The organism is Streptomyces bicolor (genome assembly GCF_000719285.1).
Taxonomy (GTDB): domain Bacteria; phylum Actinomycetota; class Actinomycetes; order Streptomycetales; family Streptomycetaceae; genus Streptomyces; species Streptomyces bicolor.
Window position 1 is genome coordinate 1 of sequence record NZ_JOFS01000003.1, and the last position, 19,167, is coordinate 19,167.

A 19,167-nucleotide genomic window follows, 5' to 3' on the forward strand; every position below is an offset into this window, starting at 1 on the left:
GGGCGGGGTGGCTCGGGCCGGGGGTGCAGGCGGGCGTACGGCGGCGTGATGGAGCGGTGGGGTGGCTTGGGCCGGGGGTGCGCGCGGGCGTGTGCCGTGGGGAAGGAGCGGGGTGGTTTGGGTGGTGGGGCGAAGTGCATGGGGTTGCGCGGGGTGCCGATGGCAGATGCCCGGGGTGCAATGGCGGATGCACGGAATGCCGATGGCGATGCGCGGGATGTGAATGGCGATGCGCGAGTGCGCTTTTATGGGCCGGCGGCTACTCGTCAGCGTCGCGGTCTTTTCAGCCCGTCCGGCGTTTGAGGACGAGGCCCTTCAAGGGCCGAAGCGGGGGGTCTGGGGGCGGCAGCCCCCAGGAGCACCGGGGTCGAAGGGGCGGAGCCCCTTCAGGATGGGACGGGTAGGGGCGGCGGGGGCGAGAAAAACCCCGGGGCAGGCCTCACGCGCTCAGCTGCCTGGACCACGTCGGCGTAGTCCCCGTAACCCGGCACAACGCCAAATACAACGGAATCGGCGGCGTATAAGGCACCGACCCAGCCGGCCGATGAATCAACCGAGGCGTGTCCAGCACCACCGCCCCCGTCATGTACCGCACCGCCGCCGGCCACTCCAACGCGTAGTCGGAGTCCGCCGGCACGATCCACCACCAGTGCGTCTCATCGGCGTACACACACCCCACCCGAGGCAGCCGAGGCAACACAAGAGGCCCGAAACGGGCGGGCACCGCGACCGCGTCGCACCCCAGAGGAGCCGTCATCCCGTCCGGAACGGGCAGCCGCCGAGGGCCACCGGCATCGGTACGCAGACCGCGACGCAGCCGGACCAGCGAGTCCAGGCTCAGCACCTGCCCCCCGCCGGACGCACCGCTCACAGCCATCCGAGCCCCGTCCCCCCACCGTACGGCCCCCGCGCCCGTGCCCGCCCCTGCGCCTCGTCCTCGTCACCGGAACCGTCGGACGGCCCGGGCTTGGGGCGGGCTCCCCAGCCGAGGTCGCTGCGAGGCCCCGTGTCACCGCGGGAAGCGTCCCCGCGTGGCAGGTCCGCCCAGACCACCACCCCGGACCCCTGCTCATGGGCCCCCCACGCCTGACAGAGGGCGTCGACGAGGAGCAGTCCCCTCCCGTGCTCCTCCTCGGGCCGTACCGCCATCGGATGTGGCTCACCCGGCGCGCAGCCCTCGTCACGCACGGCTATTCGCACCATCTCGGCACCGTCGTTCAGCTCACAGACGATGTGCTCGCTGGCGGTGTGCACGATCGCGTTGGTGACCAGCTCGGACACGACGAGAGCCGCCGTGTCGCAGGTGTCCTCGCACACCGACCAGCCGTTCAGCCGCGCCCTGGTCAGGCGTCTGGCCTGCGCGGGGGAACCCGGATGCGCGGCCAGTTCGAAGCGGAACCGGCGCTCGGCGGCGGCGCCCCGCTGGGGGCCGACTCCGGTGTCGGCGCCGAGGCCGTGGGGGACCGCGGCGGCGTCTGTTCCTAAGGGCGGGGACGGAATCACGCTTGCCACTATCGCCCCGCCGTGAACACTTGGCAAGTGTCACTCTGAAAATTGCAGAGTGCGGTGTGACTCTCTGGAAGGCCGTGGCACACTGCTCGCAACAGCATGTCGAACGGCGCCAGTTGGGATCACCGAAGATCCACCGCGATCTTCGAAAAGGTCTTCGAATGGCGCCGTCGGCCTGTCAGGATTCAGCCACTCTGCCAGGCTTCGGGCACGCTGCCAGGCTTCGGGCACGCTGTCAGGGTTCAGGCACGCTGTCAGGGTTCAGACGGCCCGTCAGGGCTAAGGCAGCCTGCCGGGATTGAGTCGATCTGTCGGGAATCGATCGGGAAGCGATCGGTCTGGTCGGGATCCATCGTGGAGGTGGAGCGTGAGCGAGCCGCGGTCCGCGCCGACGGTCGGTCAGGTCGTCCTCGGTCGGCGCCTGCTGGATCTCAGGGAACGCGCCGGGCTCAAGCGCGAGGAGGCCGCCCGCATCCTCCGCGTCGCCCCCGCCACGGTCCGCCGTATGGAGATGGCCGAGGTCTCGCTCAAGATCCCGTATCTCCAACTGCTCCTGAAGGCCTACGGCATCCCCGACGACGAGGCCGACGCCTTCGTGCAACTGGCCGAGGATGCCAACAGACCCGGCTGGTGGCAGCGGTTCCACGACATCCTGCCGGGCTGGTTCTCGATGTACGTCAGCCTGGAGGGCGCCGCCGGCCTCATCCGGTCGTACGAACCCCACTTCGTGCCCGGTCTGCTGCAGACCGAGGACTACGCGCGCGGAGTGCTCCGGTCGGGCGCCATCGGCCAGACCAGCCCCGATGACATCGAGCGCCATGTCGCCCTGCGCATGCAACGCCAGCAACTGCTCACCCGTGAGGACGCGCCCCGGCTGTGGGTCGTGATGGACGAGACCGTGCTGCGCCGTCAGGTCGGCGGCCCGGAGGTGATGCGTGCCCAGATCGACCGGCTGCTCGAGGCCACGAAGCTGCCCAACGTGACGCTGCAGGTGGCCCCGTTCGCCAACGGGCCGCACCCGGGCACGTACGGGCCCTTCGTGCTGTTCCGATTCGCCGTGCCGGAGCTTCCGGACATGGTCTACAGCGAGTACCTGACCGGCGCCGTCTATCTCGACGCGCGCACCGAGGTGGCGACCCATCTCGAGGTCATGGACCGCATGGCGGCGCACGCCGCTACGGCACATCGCACGAAGGAGATCCTCCGGGATCTCCGCAAGGAGCTGTGAATGGATCGCATCAGGCCGCGCATACGCGTCTACAACGGCATGCCCGCGCGGGACTTGGGCAGCGAGGGCTGGCACAAGCCGTGGAGCGGCGGCAACGGAGGCAACTGCCTGGAGGCGATGAAGCTCGCCGACGGCCGGATCGCCGTCCGTCAGTCCACCGACCCGGACGGGCCGGCGCTGATCTACACGGCGGACGAGATGACGGCATTCATCGAGGGCGCCAAGGCGGGGGAGGCGGACTTCCTGTTGTCCTGACCCGGCACGGCCCCCTTGCTCACCCTTTCTGCCACCCCGTTGCGTTCAGCCAGATCTGTTCAGTCAGCCAGTTCTGTTCAGTCGATTCACTTATTTTGGTGCCGAGTTGATCACTTACCGTCCTTACTGTTCTTACCGTCCTCGAACCTTATGGAGTTCGTCATGACCGGGTCGAACCCCGTCGAGATCGACACCAGCAAGCCGCATCCCGCGCGGATGTACGACTGGTATCTCGGAGGCAAGGACAACTACCCCGTCGACGAGGCCATGGGGCAGCAGATGCTCGCCCTCGACCCGCGGGTGCCGGTGATGGCGCGGGTCAACCGCGCGTTCATGCACCGCGCCACCCGCTGGCTCGCAGGCCACGGCGTACGTCAGTTCCTGGATGTGGGCACGGGGATCCCGACCGAGCCGAACCTCCATCAGATCGCCCAGGGGATCGCCCCCGACGCCCGTGTCGTCTACTGCGACAACGACCCCATCGTGCTGGCCCACGCGGCTGCCCTGCTGCGCGGTACGGACGAGGGCGCCACCGAGTACCTGCAGGCCGATGTGCGCGACCCCGACGCCATCGTCGACGGCGCCCGGAAGGTACTGGACTTCGGCCGACCGGTGGCGCTTTCCCTCATCGCGCTGCTGCACTTCGTCTCCGACGAGGACGGCGCGCACGAACTGGTCCGCCGGCTGCTGTCCGAACTCCCCTCCGGCAGCTACCTGGTGGTGACCCACGCGACCGCCGACTTCACCCCTGAGGAGTCGAAGGCGGCGACAGAGAAGCTCAAGGCGGCCGGCGTCACGCTGCCCCTGCGCTCCCGCGAGGAGTTCACCCGCTTCTTCGGCGGCCTCGAACTCGTCGAGCCCGGCGTGGAAGTGCCCCACCGCTGGCACCCCGAACTGGGGGAGCCGGTACCCGGGCAGGACGACGGGGTCATTCCCGGGTACGGGGCGGTGGGGCGCAAGCCGTAGTGCCACGGCCACATGTGGCCGTCACCGGCCTCAGAAGTACGACATGATGCGCCGCGGAGCGTCCACCAGGCGGCTGAGCACCACCACCGGCAGCGGAGGCTGCTCCGCCTTCGCCGGGCTGAGGTTCAGTCCGTAGTAGATCTGCTCGATCGACGGCGGCCCGACCGCGAGGTTGCGTCGAACCGCCATCGACGGCGACTCCTCACCGGTCTTCACGAGGTACGAGGCGACCATCGCGCCCGTACGGCCGACACCCGCGCCGCAGTGCACGAACACCGGGCCGGAGGACGACGAGACGATGTCGAGGAAGCGCTGCACCTGCTTGGGAGACGGCGTCTGCCCGTCACGGATCGGCAGGCGTACGGCGTTCAGCCCGGCCTCGCCCGGTTCGGCCAGCTGGGCCGCGGTCATGCGCTCGGCGCGCAGGTCGACGACTGTGGTGATGCCCATGCTCGCCAGCGCCCGGTAACCGGCGGGGGAGGGGGCGGAGCCGCGCCACAGGCGGCCGTCGGTGTCCACGGCCTGGAAGTGGTTCACATCGTGCGACCAGTTCCGCCCACCGCAACAGCCCGAGGCGCTCCACGCCGATACCCAGCCGCCGCGCCACGTCGCGCGCGAGCCGGACCTGCAGTTCCTGTACCCAGCGGATACGGAGGCGGAGGGCTTCGCGGGGCGGGAGGGGGGTTCGGTGGGTCGGCAGAGGGTGGGTGGCTCGGGTTGTCGATGTGGTCCGGGAGCGCGCGGCTGGCGTGGCTGGTCCTGTTGGTGGGGGTTCGGTGGCTGGGGGCGGGGGCTGAGTGGGGGTGACGGCCTCAGGTTGGGGTGTCGGCGCGTACGGGCCGTCGGTGTGGCGGTGCGGAGTGAGGGTGGCCTGGGTGGTCCCGGTGAACGGGGTGGCGTAGATGGCGAAGGCAGCGCTGGTCGGGGTGGTCGCGGTCATGGGGATTGGCGAAGTGGTCGCGTTGGTTGCCGTGCCCGGCGGGGTGGATCGCTCTGCCGGCTTGTCGAGGGCGGGCGGCCGCGGAGAGGGCGGGCGGCTGCCGTTGCCGGTAGGTGGCGTGGGGGTGTGGGTGGTCCTGGTTGGTGCCGCTTCGGGGCGGGCGGTGCCGTTGGCTTTCCGGATGGGGGACGGCTCCGGGGCGGCGGTACCGTTGGCAGGCGGGTTCGCCTGAGGCCAGGGGGCTTGCTGGTCCGGTGGCCGTGGGCTCTGCTGTTCCGGTTCCGCTGCTGCCTGGTCTATCGCTGCCTGGCTGATCACTGCCGGGCCGGTCGGGTCGGCCGACCTGGCCGGTGTCGTCGGGTGCCGTAGCTGTCCGAGCTGTCCGAGCCGGCCACGTGCCGGTGCCTCTCCGGTGTGGGCCGTTGTCGGCGCTTCTGCGGGGTCGGTCGTCGTCGGTGTCGCCGTCGCCGTAACCCCGGGCAGTCGTCCCCGGCCTCGCAGGCTCGGGGCTGTGAGGGCCAGGATCACGGGGTTCGTGGCGGCCAGCTGGTCGTCGGGTATGCCCTGCGCGCGTGCTTCGGCCAGGGCGGCGAGAGCCGTGCCCGCCGCTGTGCGGCTCTTGGGCGGTTCGTTGAGGAGGGCGCCCGCGAGGGCCTCCTGGGCGCAGGGAGACCAGGGCCCGGCGGGTCCAGCGGAGCTCAGCGGCCAGGGCGGAACTGGAGAGTCCGCTGGGTGGCGGGATCTCGGCGAGACGGCGGTCGACGTCGGCGACGAGATCGGTCGCCAGCCCGGGCAAGGAGGACGCGAGACGCCCCACCCGCCAGGCCGCGACGAGCCTACGCGCTCCCGGCGCCGGGTTCAGCAGCGCGAGCCACCGGTGCCGCGGCGGCACGGCGCCGAGAAGACGCAGGTCGGCGGCGGCGCGTCCGGCGACCGTCGTGACCACGGGCACCGACTTCAGCAGCCGGCGCGGCGCGGTGCCGCCGATGTCGAGCGCGGCCGCGAGCCCACGGGCCATCGGCGCCACCCACAGGTCCTCCTCCAGCGGCGCCAGCTGATCCGGCAGCGTCTCCGCGACTGGGCCGGGCCCGAGGAGCCGCGCTCCACGGGCCGGCCGCGCCGCCATCGCCGTGATCGGTCGGCTCTGGAACAGCCACAGCCGCCCCTCCGCGTCGAACCCGAACTCCACGTCCTGCGGCCCGCCGAAGACCAGCCGAACCCGCCGGGCGAGCCGCGCCAGCCGGAACAGCTCGGCCCGCGTCAGCAATGTGCCGCCCTGCACGGACACGGCATGCGGGTCGCCCGAAGCCACGGCATGGGGGTTCGCCGGGGGTGGGGGGTGCGGGTCCTCCGAGGGTGCGGCGAGGTGCGGGTCGCCCGAAGCCACGGCATGGGGGTTCGCCGGGGATATGGCGTGGGGCTCCTCCGAGGGTGCGGCGGCGTGCGGGCCGCCCGAGGGCGCGGCCTGCCGGTTCCCCGGCAGCGCGGCGTTCGGGTTCGCCGACGACACGGCCTGCGGACCCCTGGAAGGCCTCCTCCGCGGGCCTTCCGACGACGCCGTCCACGGCTCCCCCGAAGACGCGGCTCGGGAGTCCCCCCGAGCCTCGCTCCCGAGGTCCGCCGAAACCTCTGTTCGCCGACCGTCCGGAGCCTCCGTCCGCTGATCTTCGCGAGCCTCCGTCCCCGGATCTCCGCGAGCCTCCGCCCCCGGATCTCCGCGAGCCCCCGTCCGCCGACCCTCCGGAGCCTCGACCCCGGGGTCCCCCGGGACCTCTGTCCGCCGACCATCCGCGGCCCTCGTCCCCGAATCCCCGGAAGCCTCCGTCCGCAGCAGCCGTCCGTGCTCGCTCAGCCAGTAGTCGGTGCCGGCCTGCACGCCGCTGACCAGGCTGTCCGGCCCGCCGCGCACCGCGCTGACCAGCATCCGGTCGGCCCGCCCCGCGACCGGGTCGGCGCCGAACATCACCCCGCCGACCCGTGCCGTGAGCATGGGCTGCACGAGCACCGCCATCGGCGCCGTGGACCCGTCGGCCCGGTGCGCCGAGTCGAGGACGGTCTGTACGGCCGTACGAAAGGCCCGCCAGCCGCGCACGTCGAGCACCGAGGTGAACTGGCCCGCCAGGGAGGATTCCTCGGTGTCCTCCTGAGGCGAGGAGGACCGCACCACGAGTGGGCGGGCGCCACCCTCGGAGAGCTCGTCCCAGGCGCGCCGCAGGGCGACCATGTCGCCGCCCGCTCGGTACGGAATCACGAACCCGGGCAGCACGGGCAGTCCGGCGCGGGCCGCGCGGGCGAGGTTTGCGGCCTTGGACCCCATCAGCTGTGGGATTGCCGCCTCGGGCTGGTCCAGCGGGACGATGGCCGGGCCGTACGCCTCGCCTGCCCGGTCGAGGGAGTTGTCCCCCCGGTGCACTTCCCTGTCGCGAGCACCGTCTCCATGACGTTCTTCGATCGTCGTCATCGAACACCCTCCAGGACCGACCGCCAACAGGGGGGACGCGCGGGGGTGGCCCTGCGCCTGACGGCGGAACGAAGGATGGGGGCGAGCCGCTACCGGCCCGGTCCGGGTGCGGCTACGGCACGCCTCCCGCTCCGATGATCCCACTCCTGTTCGCCTGCATGTAGCCCATAAGTCACTTTTCAGGCAGATGGGAGAACAAATCCGAATGTGGTGGTATGCCGGGACGGGGTGACTCGTCCGGCGGCAGCGGCCGCCGGCTCCTTCGTGGGCAGGACCGACGTGGGTGTCTCCGCCGCGGACAGGACCCCGGCAGGGCCGTCTGCCTCTTGGCTCCTCACCGCCGTGCACCCTCCGGCTCCCCACCCGGCGGCAGCACCCCGCACAACGCCTCCAGCGCCGCCGTGTACGCGTGCTCCGAAGGCGTCGCAAAGCCCACGACCAAGCCGTCATGGACCGGAATTTCCGGCTCCGCCGCCTCCGGGTGGCGGAACTCGGCGAGGCCGTCCAGGGCGATGCCCTGCCAGCCGGCCGCCTTGACGACGGAGCGCTCGGTGCCGGGCGGCAGCCGCAGTACGGCGTGCAGTCCTGCGGCGACACCCGTGACCTCGACCTGCGGCGCATGCGCGGCGAGCGCCGTGACCAGGCGGTCGCGGCGGCTCCGGTACCGCTGCCGCATGCGCCGTACATGACGGTCGTACGCCCCGGAGACGATGAGGTCGGCGAGGCTCAGCTGGTCGAGGACGCTCGCCCACGCCTCGCGCTCGCCCTTGGCCGCGAGCACGCCGTCGACGTACCGCTCCGGCAGTACCATCCACCCGAGCCGCACCGCCGGCGACAGGCTCTTGCTGACCGAGCCGATGAAGATCACCCGCTCGGGATCGAGGCCCTGGACGGCGCCGACGGGCTTGCGGTCGTAGCGGAACTCACCGTCGTAGTCGTCCTCAAGGACCACACTCCCACGCGCGCGTGCCCAGTCGATCACCGCTGCGCGGCGCTCGGGATGCAGCGGGCCGCCGGTCGGGAACTGGTGCGCGGGTGTGAGCAGCACGGCCCGCTCACGCGCCAGCCGGTCGACGCGTGCTCCGTCCTCGTCGAGGGGGAGCGGTACGGTCCGTACGCCCGCGGCGGCGAGGAGTTCCCGGTGGAAGCCGAGCCCGTACGCCTCGACCGCCAGCGGCCCGCGCAGCACGCTGCCACCTTTCTCCTGGGAGAACAGCAGCCGCAGGGCGTGCGCGAAGCCGGAACAGATCACGATGCGGCCCGGCTCGGTGCGCACGCCGCGCGCGCGTGCCAGGTACTCGCTGAGCGCCTCCCGTAGTTCGACCCGTCCGGCGGGGTCCCCGGGCCCGAAGACCTCGCTCGGCGCCTGCTGCAGAGCCCGCCGGTAGGAGGCCAGCCAGGCCGCACGCGGGAACGCCGACGCGTCCGGGGTGCCCTGCCGCAGGTCGTGGTGAGGTCCACGCGCGCGTGGAGGTGCCTTACGGGGCACCCGCTCCGCCCGCCGAAGCGGTTCGGCACGTTCCGCCACCCTCGTGCCCGAGCCCTGCCGGGCGGTGAGCCAGCCCTCGGCGACCAGTTCCGCATACGCGTCGGCCACCGTGTTGCGGGCGACTCCGAGGTCCGCGGCGAGCGAACGGTAGGGCGGCAGCCTGGTGCCGGGAGCCAGCCGCCCACTGCGCACGGCCTCCCGCAACGCCCGGGTCAACGCGGCCCGCCGCCCGCCGGGCCCGGCCGATTCCGTCAGATCCAGATGCAGGTCGGCGCCGATCCGCTCCGCAGAATTGACCCATGACTTTGCCATGGATTGCACCCTACCGTCGGTCTTTCGGGGCCGTAGCTTGGAGCGCATGACGACGAACACGACTACTGCGCACGGAACTTCCGACATCGACTCCGGGGCCCGTTCCGGCATCGGCTCCGGAGCCGGCTCCGGTATCGGCTCCGGAACTGGCTCCGGCATCGACGCCGCCATCGCCGCCGCCGAGGCCGCGAGGACCCGCCTGGATTTCGCGAAGTCCGCCCCGAAGGTCTTCCGCGCCATCGTCGGCTTCGACGCCGCCGCCCGCGAGGGCCTGGATCCGACCCTGGTCGAACTGATCCAGATCCGCGCCTCGCACCTCAACCACTGCGCCTACTGCCTCCACATGCACACCAACGACGCCCGCAAGGCCGGCGAGAGCGAGGACCGGCTGCACATGGTCGCGGTCTGGCGCGAGGCCCGGCACTTCTTCACCGAGAGGGAACAGGCGGCCCTGGCCCTGACGGAGGCGGTGACCCTGGTGGCCGACGGCGGGATCCCGGACGAGGTCTACAGCCAGGCGGCGGCCCACTTCGACGACGGGGAGCTGGCGCACGTACTGGCCCTGATCATGACGATCAACACCTGGAACAGGGTGGCGTTGGCTACGGGGAAAGTGGCGGGGACGGACGAGCGGAGGTAGCGGAGACGCAGGCTTCGCGCGCCGTCGGCGGCCCGGCACTGTGCGGCTTGCTTCCTTTGTCGGTCAACCATGAGTCCGCCGCAACGGCCCGCCGCAACGGCCGCCACCACGGCCCGGAACGACGGCCCGGAATGACGGCCCGGCCGTGCCGAACTCGCCGGAACCGCCCCCGCATTCCTCAAACGGTCATGGGCCGGTCATACGGCGAGATCGGTGCCGGCAGCCTCGAGCTCCCCGTCAGGTAGTGGTCGACGGCCGCCGCCACCGCCCGCCCCTCGGCGATCGCCCACACGATGAGCGACTGCCCCCGGGCGGCGTCCCCCGCGGCGAACACCCCGGGCACGTTCGTGGCGAAGCCGGCATCCCGCGTGATCGTGCCGCGAGGCTCCATCTCCAGCCCGAGCTGCTCGATCAGCCCGTCCTCCCGGTCGGGGCCGGTGAAGCCGAGGGCGAGCAGCACGAGGTCGGCGGGCAGTGTCCGCCCGGTGCCCGGCATCGGGCGGCGCTGCGCGTCCACCTCGACCAGGTGCAGCGACCGTACGTGCCCGTCGGCGTCACCCGTGAAGCGGAGCGTGGACGCCGCGAACAGCCGCGCGTCCGCGTCCGCCGCCGGCGCCGTCTCCAGATCACGCGCCTCCTCGTGCGCCGCCGACAGGCGGTAGATCTTCGGATACGTCGGCCAGGGCTCGGCCGCCTCGTCCCGCTCGGCGCCCGGCTGGGCGTAGATGTCCAACTGGGTCACGGACGCGGCACCCTCCCGCACGGCCGTGCCCAGGCAGTCGGCCCCGGTGTCCCCGCCGCCGACGATGACGACGTGCTTCCCGGCGGCGGACATCGGGGAGCTCTCCAGGTCCCCCTCGCACACCCGGTTGGCCAGCGGCAGATACTCCATCGCCTGCTGGATGCCGCTCAACTCCCGTCCTGAAACGGGCAGTTCACGCCAGGCCGTGGCTCCCGTGGCGATCACCACGGCGTCGTAGCGCGACCGCAGGTCGGCCGCTCCGACGTCCCGGCCGACCACCGTCGACGTACGGAACTTCGTCCCCTCGGCCCGCATCTGCTCGATCCGCCGCTCCAGATGGTGCTTCTCCATCTTGAACTCGGGGATGCCGTACCGCATCAGCCCGCCGATCCGGTCGTCCTTCTCGTACACGGCGACCGTGTGCCCCGCCCGGGTCAGCTGCTGCGCCGCCGCGAGCCCCGTGGGCCCCGACCCGACGACCGCGACCGTCCGCCCGGACAGCCGATCCGGCGGCCGAGGCGGAGCGAACCCGTCCTCCCAGGCCCGGTCCGCGATGGCGCACTCGACGTTCTTGATGGTGACGGCCGGCTGATTGATCGCGAGCACGCACCCGGCCTCACAGGGCGCCGGACACAACCGCCCGGTGAACTCGGGGAAGTTGTTCGTCGCGTGCAGCCGATCCGCCGCCGCCCGCCAGTCCTCCCTCGACACCAGGTCGTTCCACTCGGGGATCAGGTTGCCCAGAGGACAGGCGTCGTGGCAGAACGGTATGCCGCAGTCCATGCAACGATCGGCCTGCTTGCTGATGATCGGCAGCAGCGCCCCTGGGACGTACACCTCGTCCCAGTCCTTGACCCGCTCCTCGACGGGCCGGCGCGGCCAGTCCTGGCGGGGGGTGGTCATGAAGCCCTTGGGATCGGCCATGGCCGTCTTCCTCGCGTGCGCATGTGACGTGTTGGAGCCGTGCGTCATCGGGCGGCACTCTTCCCGCAACGATACGTCCCACCGGCCACGTACGCAGGGTGGGGGACAGCGCTTTCTCCCCGGCTTTCCCGCGGATTCCCTCCCGGCTCGGTCCGCGCCCGCGCGTCAGCTGATCGCCAGGACGTACGACACCGTCGCGGCGGCCGAGGCGACCATGCGGACGTGGTTCCACGCCGTCCACTCGCGCACGTACGTCGGCCAGTAGTCGGCCGCCTCAGGAGTGCCCGGGTCGAGCTTGAGCAGCGTGTCGTTGCGGGGGACGTTCGCCACCATGGTCACCCCGAACGACCCGAACAGATACAGCCCGCTGCCCAGCAGCAGTTCCACCGTGCCCTCGTCCGGCCACAGCACGAACGTCACCACGGCGATCACCGCGCACAGCACCGCCGACCCGAGGAACACCAGCATGAACGCCGGCGTCAACGCCGTCACATTGATCGCCTTCATCGCGGCCACGCCCTGCGCCGGCGGCAGCGCGGCCAGCCCACGCATCACGAAGGTCGAGAAAGCGCAGAAGACCCCCGCCACGAGACCGGTGCCCACCACGCCGATCACCACGAGCACGAAGTACGGCCCATCAATCATGTCAACGTCAACTCCCCGTATCCCGCCGAGATCCTTCCCGGCCCGGCCCATCTGTCACCTCAAGTGAAACCCTGAACGAGAACGGTCACCATGGCCGAGCGACGCGGGCACATACGCGAGCGTCCAGCCGGACGAGGCCCTGGCGCCGCGCCTTGAGGAACGGCACTGTGGGCGGCCGTTGGGTGTCCGAGGCCTGGCCGGCTGGTGCGTGTCGCCTGCCCGGCGCGTCCGCGTCCGCCACGCCCCTCCGCCTGCCGGTCTTGCCCGCCCGGCTTTCCCGACCGCCGGTCTGCGGTCCGCCTGCCCGGCCGACCCGCGCCGGCACGGCGGGCGTACGCATCCCGAGTGCGCCCTGCGTGGGCGGGTCCCGTCGGCATCGGCCGTTGCCGAGTCCGTCGACCGAAGGGACCCACCGAAGAGGATCACCGTCAGCCGGCGGCCTCCGACACCTCGGCCCGCCACGCCCGCAACGTCGTCTCCACCGCTGCTGCGATCCGCCGCCGAGCCTCGTGCCGTGGCATCCCGCCCATCAGCAACTGGTCGTACGAGGTGTCCAGATGCCGTACGGACGCCACGACCGCCGACGTCACCGCCCCTTCGGACAACGCCCGCCCCGCCGCACTCCGCCCCACGCGTCCGCTGCCCCGCACCGACGCATGCCCCGCGATGTCCCGCGCCCGCTCCACCGGACACCCCGGGAACAGCCGCAGTATCTCCGCCGCGAACGCTTCCGCGAGCCGCACGTCCTCCCGCTCCCGCCGCCGCGCGTCCCGCACCCGGCGCCGCCGCCGGGCCTCCGCGTCCGCCAGACACCGCCGCTCGGCCCTGGCGAGCGCCGCCTCCTCGACGAGCACGCCCTGCCGCTCGTAACGGCTTCTGCGCCGGTTGAACCGTACGACCACCGCCGACAGCGCACTCTCCTCCCGTGACCGACGCGTCAGCGCCGTGTCGCCGCGCGGCAGGAACACCAGATGCCCGAGATCGGCACAGTCGAGACAGCGTGGCGCCCCGTCCTCCAGCACGAGCATCTGCAACGGCCCCGCATGACACTCCGCACAGTGCCGCCGCTTGACGGGCTGAACCACCAGAAGGCCGGTACGGTGCGGGGTAGTTGCGAGGTGCGCCATACCCGGTTCATTCCCCTCGGGGCGGGCCTGGGGAACTACCCGACGCGGACCGGAAACTGCCTGATCGGGAGCGGTGTGCGGTTTGATCGATTCGGGTGGGCAGCTCGCTCGGGTCAGGTGAGTGGCCTGGTCGGTCTGTGATGTCGAGCCGATCGAGCTCGCCCCCTTCTTGGCGCCCCGCACCCCGCACCACCCCGACCACCCCTTGTCGCATCATGGGTCCTGTGCGACTCGAAGCGATCACCTGGGAGCGGCTCGGCGACCGGCTGGCCGAGCGGCTGCTCGACCGGAAACCGGCCGACGGCAGCCCCTGGCCGCGTGTCGCCTTCGACGGCGCCCCGGCGGCCCGGCCGGGAGACCTCGCGGAGCGGGTCGGCGAGGCGCTGCGCGTACGCGGACGCCCCTCGCTCTGTGTCGGCACGGAGGGCTTCCTGCGCCCGGCCTCGGTTCGGCTGGAGTACGGCCACCAGGATGTGGACGCCTATTACGACGGCTGGTTCGACACCGGTGCCCTGTGGCGCGAGGTCTTCGGCCCGCTCGAGCCCGGCGGTGACGGTCGCGTCCTGCCTGACCTGTGGGACCCGGAGACCGACCGGGCGACCCGCAGTCCTTACGTCCAACTCCCGCCCGGTGGCTTCCTGTTGATGCATGGTCCCCTCCTGATGCGCCACTGGTTCCCCTTCGACCTGACCGTCCACGTCCTCCTCTCACCCGGCGCCCTGCGTCGCCGTACCCCCGAGGCCGAGCACTGGACCCTCCCCGCCTTCGAGCGCTACGACAACGAGACCGATCCGGCCGGTACCGCCGACGTCCTGGTGCGCGCCGACGATCCGCGGCACCCGGCGTGGAACGGCTGAGCCCTCCACGAGTGATCCGATCTCCTTCGACGACTCCGTCCGCTCCCTGCTCGACGGGAAGAACTTCTACGACGGTGCGCTTATCGGCCTGATCGCCCCCGTCGCCGGTGGCCGTCACCGCTCGGTTCCGGGTGCACGCACGGGACGGCGCGGCGAGAATGAAGGGCGCCGGGACTTAGCGGTGCGTCCCGCGCCGCGCCGGCCGTCCGGCATCGGGAGGTACTCCAATGACCACTGCCGGAGACATCATGCACCGTGGCGCCCAGTGGATCCCCGCCCACGAGACCCTGGACCGCGCCGCCCAGCTCATGCGTGAGCTGGGCGTCGGAGCCCTGCCCATCAGCGATCAGAACGAACGGCTCTGCGGGATCCTCACCGACCGCGACATCGTCATCGGCTGCGTGGCCATGGGCCGCGACCCGAGCAAGGTCACCGCCGGCGAGATGGCCCAGGGCACCCCGCGCTGGATCGACGCGAACGCCGACATCAGTGACGTGCTCCGGGAAATGAAGGAGCACCAGATCCGCCGGCTTCCCGTCATCGACAACAAGCGCCTGGTCGGCATGATCAGCGAGGCTGATCTGGCCCAGCACCTGTCGGAGGGCCAGATCGGACAGTGGGCCGAGAGCGTCTACGCCAGGACCGCGGCGCCGACGACGCACTGACGCGGCGAACGCCCCACCCTCACCTCCAGTGCCGTCCTCGGCCGGCCGACCGTGCCGGTCGGGGACGCACCGGAGCAGCCCAAATCAGGCGTCAGAGCCATCCGTTGCGCCGGAAGCCCCGGTAGAGGACCACGCACGCGACGGATATCACCGCTATGACCAGCGGATAGCCGAACGTCCAGCGCAACTCCGGCATGTAGTCGAAGTTCATCCCGTACACCCCGCACACCATCGTCGGTACGGCGATGATCGCGGCCCAGGCCGTGATCTTCCGCATGTCCTCGTTCTGCGCGACGGTGACCTGCGCCAGGTGCGCCTGCAGGATCGAGTTCAGCAGTTCGTCGAAGGCGGCTATCTGCTCCTTGGCCCGCAGCAGATGGTCGGACACGTCGCGGAAGTAGGCCTGTATCTCCGGCTCCACCACCCGGATCGGCAGCGTGGCCAGGTCCTCGAGCGGTCGGCTGAGCGGGACGACGGCCCGCTTCAGCTCCAGGAGCTCCCGCTTGAGCTGGTAGATCCGCCCCGGGTCGGCCCGCGCGCCGTTCGCCGCGAACACATCCGTCTCGACCTCGTCGATGTCCTCCTGCACGGAGTCGGTGACGCTCAGATAGTCGTCGACCACATGGTCCGCGATCGCGTGCAGCACCGCCGCCGGCCCCTTGGCGAGCTGCTCGGGGTTCGACTCCAGCTCCTCGCGCAACGGCCCCAGGGAGCCGTGCCGCCCATGCCGCACGGTGATCACGAAGTCCTGGCCGACGAACACCATGATCTCGCCGGTGTTCACCACCTCGCTCGTCGCCGTGAGTTTCTCGTGCTCGACGTAGCAGACGGTCTTGAACACGGCGAACAGCGTCTCGTCGTAGCGCTCCAGCTTCGGCCGCTGATGCGCCTCGACCGCGTCCTCGACCGCCAGCGGATGCAGAGAGAAGAGTTCGGCGATGCCCGCGAACTCCTGGTCCGTCGGTTCATGGAGGCCCAGCCAGACGAACCCGCCCCCGCGTTTGCGCATCCGCTGCACGACGTCTACCAGATCGCCGTTCTCCTGGACCCGCACGCCGTCCCGATACGTCACGCAGTTCACCACGGAGGAGCCCAGCGGGGACCTGGCGGGATGGCTGAGGTCGACACGAGGGCGCCGTCGAGCCAGCCGTGCCACCCTGCGGAGGCTGCCGACCTTGTCGAGGCCCGTGACCTTCCGCAGATTCCCTGCCATGGACATCTGGATCTCCTTGCGTGGATCCTCGCGCCGCATTTCTGCGCCCTGGCTGGCCAGTTTGCCAGTTGGGGGTGAGCTGCGGGTAAGCCTGTGGGAGTACGGGATTCCGCTTTGTTCCCGCCTGTGGATGAAGGGCTTTGCCCAGGTTGCCGTGCGGAGTGGGCGTGATTCGGCGTGGATGGTCGGCGCGGGAGCAGGGCGGGCGGAATTCGCGTCCATCCCGCCGAGCGTCGACCGCTTCCGGCAAACAAGGCAAATGGGATGATCTCGGCATGATGCGAACCAATGGGTATCTCCTGGACAACCGGCAGGCCGAGGCGGACGAGCAATGCGACGCACTGGGCCCTCTCTTCGATCCCACGACGTTCCGTTACCTCGAAGGGTTCGGCATCGGACCCGGCTGGCGCTGCTGGGAAGTGGGCGCCGGCGGCACGTCGGTGGTCTCCTGGCTGGCCAAGAAGGTCGGCCCGACCGGAAAGGTGGTCGCGACCGACCTCGACACCTCACGGCTCGCCCCGGCCGCGCGCCATCCGGTGGAGGTCCGCGTGCACGACGTGGGCGCCGAGGAGCCGCCGGGGGAGGAGTACGACTTGGTGCACGCCCGGGTGGTCCTCTCTTATGTACCGGACCGCGAAAGGGCGTTGAGGTCCATGATCAAGGCCCTGCGCCCTGGTGGCCGGCTCCTGGTCGAGGACGCCGACCCCGTCCTGCAGCCCCTGCTCTGCCCCGACGAGTACGGCCCCGAACAGCAACTGGCCAATCGTCTCCGCGACGGCGTCCGCGCCCTTCTCGCCGAGCGTGGCGCCGACCTCTCCTTCGGCCGCAGACTCCCGCGCCTGCTCCGCGCGGCCGGACTGCGCCGGGTGGTTGCCGACGCGTACTTCCCGCTCTCCTCGCCCGCCTGCGCCGCCCTGGAGTCCGCCACCATCCGTGAGAACCGCGACCAGCTCGTCACCGCGGGCCTCGCGACCGACCACGACATCGACCGCCACCTCGACAACATCACCACCGGCGGCCTGGACCTTGCCGCGAGCCCGATGATCTCGGCGTGGGGGCGCAAGGCGTAGCCAGGGAGCGCGCACGGTGGAGGCAACTCGCCGTACGAGCGGCCGTCACCCCAGCCGTGGCGGCCTCCCTCCCACCCGCTCCACCGCCAGCGCCCCCGCCCGGCACCCCTCCCGAGCCGCGGCTTCCGGTACGGCGCCGGAGAGGAGAGTCGCGAGGAAGGCGCCGGTGAAGGCATCGCCCGCACCCGTCGTGTCCTTCGGCGTGGCCGGTACGGCGGAGACGCGGGCGCTCACGGTGCCCGACCGGGCGACCAGGGCGCCGTGAGCGCCCTGCTTGGCCACCACCAGCGGGACATGACGGCTCAACTTGGCCGCCGCGTCCGCCCCATCGGGCAGCCCAGTGAGCAGGCACGCCTCGTCGCGGCTGGGCAACAGGACGTCCACGCCCTCCACCAACGCCAGAAAACGGCCGACGCCGAGATCTGCGAGGAACCCCGCCGACGCCGGATCCAGGCTCACCGGCACGCCACGCGCGCGTGCCGACTCCAGAGCCACCGCCACGAGCGCCCGGCCCTGCTCGGAGAACAACAGGTAGCCCGAGAGGTGCAGTCGGGCGACACCGTCGAGCACCGCGTCCGACCAGTCACCGGGCTCGAGCCGCAGTGACGCGCCGCTGTCGGTGAGGAACGTGCGCTCGGCGGCGGCCCCGGTGTCGACCAGGCAGATCACCGTCCCGGTCGGCGCGTGCGGATCCACGACGAGGCAGGGCCGTACTCCGCCGGCGGCCAACTCGCGCTCGTGCCATGCGGCCGTGTCCGCGCCGACCCGCCCCAGCAACCGCACATCCGCACAGCCCCAATGGGCGGCCCAGCAGGCCACATTGGCGCCCGCGCCGCCCGGCACCGTCCGGATGGCCGCAGCCGTGTCCGTGCCCGAGGCGAGCGGTCCCCGGTGCCGGGCGATGACGTCCGTCACCACGTCCCCGACGACCAGCAGGGCGCCGCCGTGGGACCCACTGTCGGCCGGTGCGCCCCCCGAACCGGCGGTCCCCGTCCCGCCACCGGCGGGCTCGTGCGCCGCTGCCTCGTTCCCCGGCTCGTGACCACGCGGCGCCTCGTTCCCCGGCTCGCGACCGAGCGCCTCGCTCCCGGTCCCGTGTGCCCCCGTCCCGGTCACGTCCCGCTCACGCCCCGGTCCAGGCTGCCGCGATCCGACCCGCCAGCCGTACATTGCCGCGCACCGCCGCGAGATTGGCGCTCAGCGAGGCACCGTCCGTGTGCCGTACCAAGTAGTCCAGCAGGAACGGAGTGACCGCCTGACCGGTGACGCCCCGCTCCTCGCACGCGTGCAGCGCGTCGGCGAGTACACGCGCGTGCAGTTCGGGATCGAGCTGCTCCTCCTCCGGCACCGGGTTGGCGACGATCAGCGCCGACTCGGGCCCGTCGAGCGTGTCCTGAGCGCGCATCACCTCGGCCACCTCCTGCGGCGACTGCAGCGTCCAGTCCACGGGATGGCCCGAGTCGGAGAGGTAGAAGCCGGGGAAGCGCTCCGTGCGGTAGCCGGCCACCGCGACACCCAGGGTCTCCAGTCGTTGCAGGGTCGCCGGGACATCGAGGATCGACTTCACGCCGGCACACACCACCGTGATCCTCGTGCGCGCCAGGAGCCCCAGGTCGGCCGACTCGTCCTGCGTCACCGTCCACTCCCGGTGCACACCGCCGAGCCCACCCGTCGCGAACACCCGTACGCCGGCGAGGGCCGCGAGCAGAGCCGTCGCCGACACCGTGGTCGCTCCGCTCGCCCCGGAGGCCACCGCGAGCGGCAGATCCCGGTGGCCCAGCTTGCGGATCCCGTCCTCGTTCGCGACCCGCTCCAGCTGCTCCTTGTCCAGCCCGACATGGGGTCGGCCGTCCAGCACGGCGATCGTCGCGGGAACGGCGCCTTCCCGCCGTACGACGTCCTCCAGCTCCAGCGCCACCTGCAGATTGCGCGGACGCGGCAACCCGTGCGCGATGATCGTGGACTCCAGGGCCACCACGGGTTGACGCGCGTCGATCGCCCCCCGCACTTCTTCGGACACCACCAGCACCACGCGCCTGCCTCCTGTCAGTCGGTCTTCCCTCATCTCTGGCGGTCGGCGCACCGGGTCAAACCCTTGCGGCCTGTGGGAGACGACACCAGCCT

The 19,167-nt window shown here is 71.5% G+C and carries 19 protein-coding genes; 8 read left to right on the top strand and 11 right to left on the bottom strand.

The features are described from left to right. Positions 1-439: 439 nt before the first annotated feature. Together IF78_RS49430 and IF78_RS0103925 are read right to left on the bottom strand one after the other, a co-directional pair. Positions 440-877, bottom strand: coding sequence for a hypothetical protein (locus IF78_RS49430; protein WP_031477464.1), 438 nt, complete (start codon positions 875-877; stop codon positions 440-442). Further along, positions 868-1,512, bottom strand: a complete 645-nt coding sequence (locus IF78_RS0103925; RefSeq protein WP_051827491.1) for an ATP-binding protein — start codon at positions 1,510-1,512, stop codon at positions 868-870. Before IF78_RS0103925 ends, IF78_RS49430 begins: the two co-directional genes overlap by 10 nt. Before the next feature lie 364 nt (positions 1,513-1,876). Between IF78_RS0103925 and IF78_RS0103930 the strand changes: the two genes are divergently transcribed. The 3 genes from IF78_RS0103930 to IF78_RS0103940 all read left to right on the top strand — a co-directional run bounded on the left by IF78_RS0103930 (position 1,877) and on the right by IF78_RS0103940 (position 3,958). After that, positions 1,877-2,737: a helix-turn-helix domain-containing protein gene (locus IF78_RS0103930; protein WP_031477462.1), complete on the top strand. Its 861-nt coding sequence runs from the start codon at positions 1,877-1,879 to the stop codon at positions 2,735-2,737. Continuing rightward, on the top strand, positions 2,738-2,992 hold the full coding sequence (locus IF78_RS0103935) for a DUF397 domain-containing protein (protein ID WP_031477461.1): 255 nt from the start codon (positions 2,738-2,740) through the stop codon (positions 2,990-2,992). A 162-nt stretch (positions 2,993-3,154) separates the two neighbouring features. Further along, positions 3,155-3,958 (top strand): SAM-dependent methyltransferase, encoded by an 804-nt coding sequence (locus IF78_RS0103940; RefSeq protein ID WP_037639682.1) that lies wholly within the window; start codon positions 3,155-3,157, stop codon positions 3,956-3,958. 30 nt (positions 3,959-3,988) lie between these two features. On the opposite strand, the gene IF78_RS0103945 is transcribed toward IF78_RS0103940, so the two are convergent. From IF78_RS0103945 to pdxR, 3 genes are all read right to left on the bottom strand, one after another. Next, a complete protein-coding gene (locus IF78_RS0103945) occupies positions 3,989-4,495 on the bottom strand; it encodes a fused DSP-PTPase phosphatase/NAD kinase-like protein (protein WP_078662298.1) in 507 nt (168 codons plus the stop codon). 275 nt (positions 4,496-4,770) lie between these two features. Continuing rightward, on the bottom strand, positions 4,771-7,359 hold the full coding sequence (locus IF78_RS49435; protein ID WP_234439730.1) for a PEP/pyruvate-binding domain-containing protein: 2,589 nt from the start codon (positions 7,357-7,359) through the stop codon (positions 4,771-4,773). 334 nt (positions 7,360-7,693) lie between these two features. Continuing rightward, entirely contained in the window at positions 7,694-9,160 is a 1,467-nt protein-coding gene (gene pdxR, locus IF78_RS0103960) for a MocR-like pyridoxine biosynthesis transcription factor PdxR (RefSeq protein WP_031477456.1), read from the bottom strand. Between the two features lie 37 nt (positions 9,161-9,197). Between pdxR and IF78_RS0103965 the strand changes: the two genes are divergently transcribed. Beyond that, entirely contained in the window at positions 9,198-9,800 is a 603-nt protein-coding gene (locus IF78_RS0103965; protein WP_234439729.1) for a carboxymuconolactone decarboxylase family protein, read from the top strand. 178 nt (positions 9,801-9,978) lie between these two features. Here the strand turns inward: IF78_RS0103965 and IF78_RS0103970 are convergent, their stop codons facing one another. The 3 genes from IF78_RS0103970 to IF78_RS0103980 all read right to left on the bottom strand — a co-directional run bounded on the left by IF78_RS0103970 (position 9,979) and on the right by IF78_RS0103980 (position 13,238). After that, the gene (locus IF78_RS0103970) at positions 9,979-11,466 is read right to left on the bottom strand and encodes a glutamate synthase subunit beta (protein WP_031477454.1); all 1,488 of its coding nucleotides are present in this window, start codon (positions 11,464-11,466) and stop codon (positions 9,979-9,981) included. A gap of 165 nt (positions 11,467-11,631) precedes the next feature. Beyond that, positions 11,632-12,111 carry an anthrone oxygenase family protein gene (locus IF78_RS0103975; RefSeq protein ID WP_031477453.1) on the bottom strand — a complete coding sequence of 160 codons (480 nt, stop codon included), beginning with the start codon at positions 12,109-12,111 and terminating at the stop codon, positions 11,632-11,634. A 428-nt stretch (positions 12,112-12,539) separates the two neighbouring features. Beyond that, positions 12,540-13,238 carry a DUF2293 domain-containing protein gene (locus IF78_RS0103980; protein ID WP_037639648.1) on the bottom strand — a complete coding sequence of 233 codons (699 nt, stop codon included), beginning with the start codon at positions 13,236-13,238 and terminating at the stop codon, positions 12,540-12,542. 215 nt (positions 13,239-13,453) lie between these two features. Between IF78_RS0103980 and IF78_RS0103985 the strand changes: the two genes are divergently transcribed. Beyond that, positions 13,454-14,095: a nucleoside/nucleotide kinase family protein gene (locus IF78_RS0103985; protein ID WP_031477451.1), complete on the top strand. Its 642-nt coding sequence runs from the start codon at positions 13,454-13,456 to the stop codon at positions 14,093-14,095. 227 nt (positions 14,096-14,322) lie between these two features. Then, positions 14,323-14,760: a CBS domain-containing protein gene (locus IF78_RS0103990; RefSeq protein WP_031477450.1), complete on the top strand. Its 438-nt coding sequence runs from the start codon at positions 14,323-14,325 to the stop codon at positions 14,758-14,760. Between the two features lie 91 nt (positions 14,761-14,851). On the opposite strand, the gene corA is transcribed toward IF78_RS0103990, so the two are convergent. After that, the gene (corA, locus tag IF78_RS0103995; RefSeq protein ID WP_031477449.1) at positions 14,852-15,979 is read right to left on the bottom strand and encodes a magnesium/cobalt transporter CorA; all 1,128 of its coding nucleotides are present in this window, start codon (positions 15,977-15,979) and stop codon (positions 14,852-14,854) included. On the opposite strand from corA, the gene IF78_RS48250 reads away from it, so the two are divergent. Together IF78_RS48250 and IF78_RS0104000 are read left to right on the top strand one after the other, a co-directional pair. Next, positions 15,972-16,241, top strand: a complete 270-nt coding sequence (locus tag IF78_RS48250) for a hypothetical protein (RefSeq protein WP_158751263.1) — start codon at positions 15,972-15,974, stop codon at positions 16,239-16,241. The two genes, corA and IF78_RS48250, sit on opposite strands and share 8 nt — an antisense overlap. 7 nt (positions 16,242-16,248) lie before the next feature. Then, positions 16,249-17,043 (top strand): methyltransferase, encoded by a 795-nt coding sequence (locus IF78_RS0104000; protein ID WP_031477448.1) that lies wholly within the window; start codon positions 16,249-16,251, stop codon positions 17,041-17,043. 45 nt (positions 17,044-17,088) lie between these two features. Here the strand turns inward: IF78_RS0104000 and IF78_RS0104005 are convergent, their stop codons facing one another. Both IF78_RS0104005 and IF78_RS0104010 read right to left on the bottom strand, forming a co-directional pair. Then, positions 17,089-17,979 carry a carbohydrate kinase family protein gene (locus IF78_RS0104005; RefSeq protein ID WP_037639683.1) on the bottom strand — a complete coding sequence of 297 codons (891 nt, stop codon included), beginning with the start codon at positions 17,977-17,979 and terminating at the stop codon, positions 17,089-17,091. A gap of 187 nt (positions 17,980-18,166) precedes the next feature. Next, positions 18,167-19,075, bottom strand: coding sequence for a pseudouridine-5'-phosphate glycosidase (locus tag IF78_RS0104010; RefSeq protein WP_031477446.1), 909 nt, complete (start codon positions 19,073-19,075; stop codon positions 18,167-18,169). Positions 19,076-19,167: the final 92 nt, after the last annotated feature.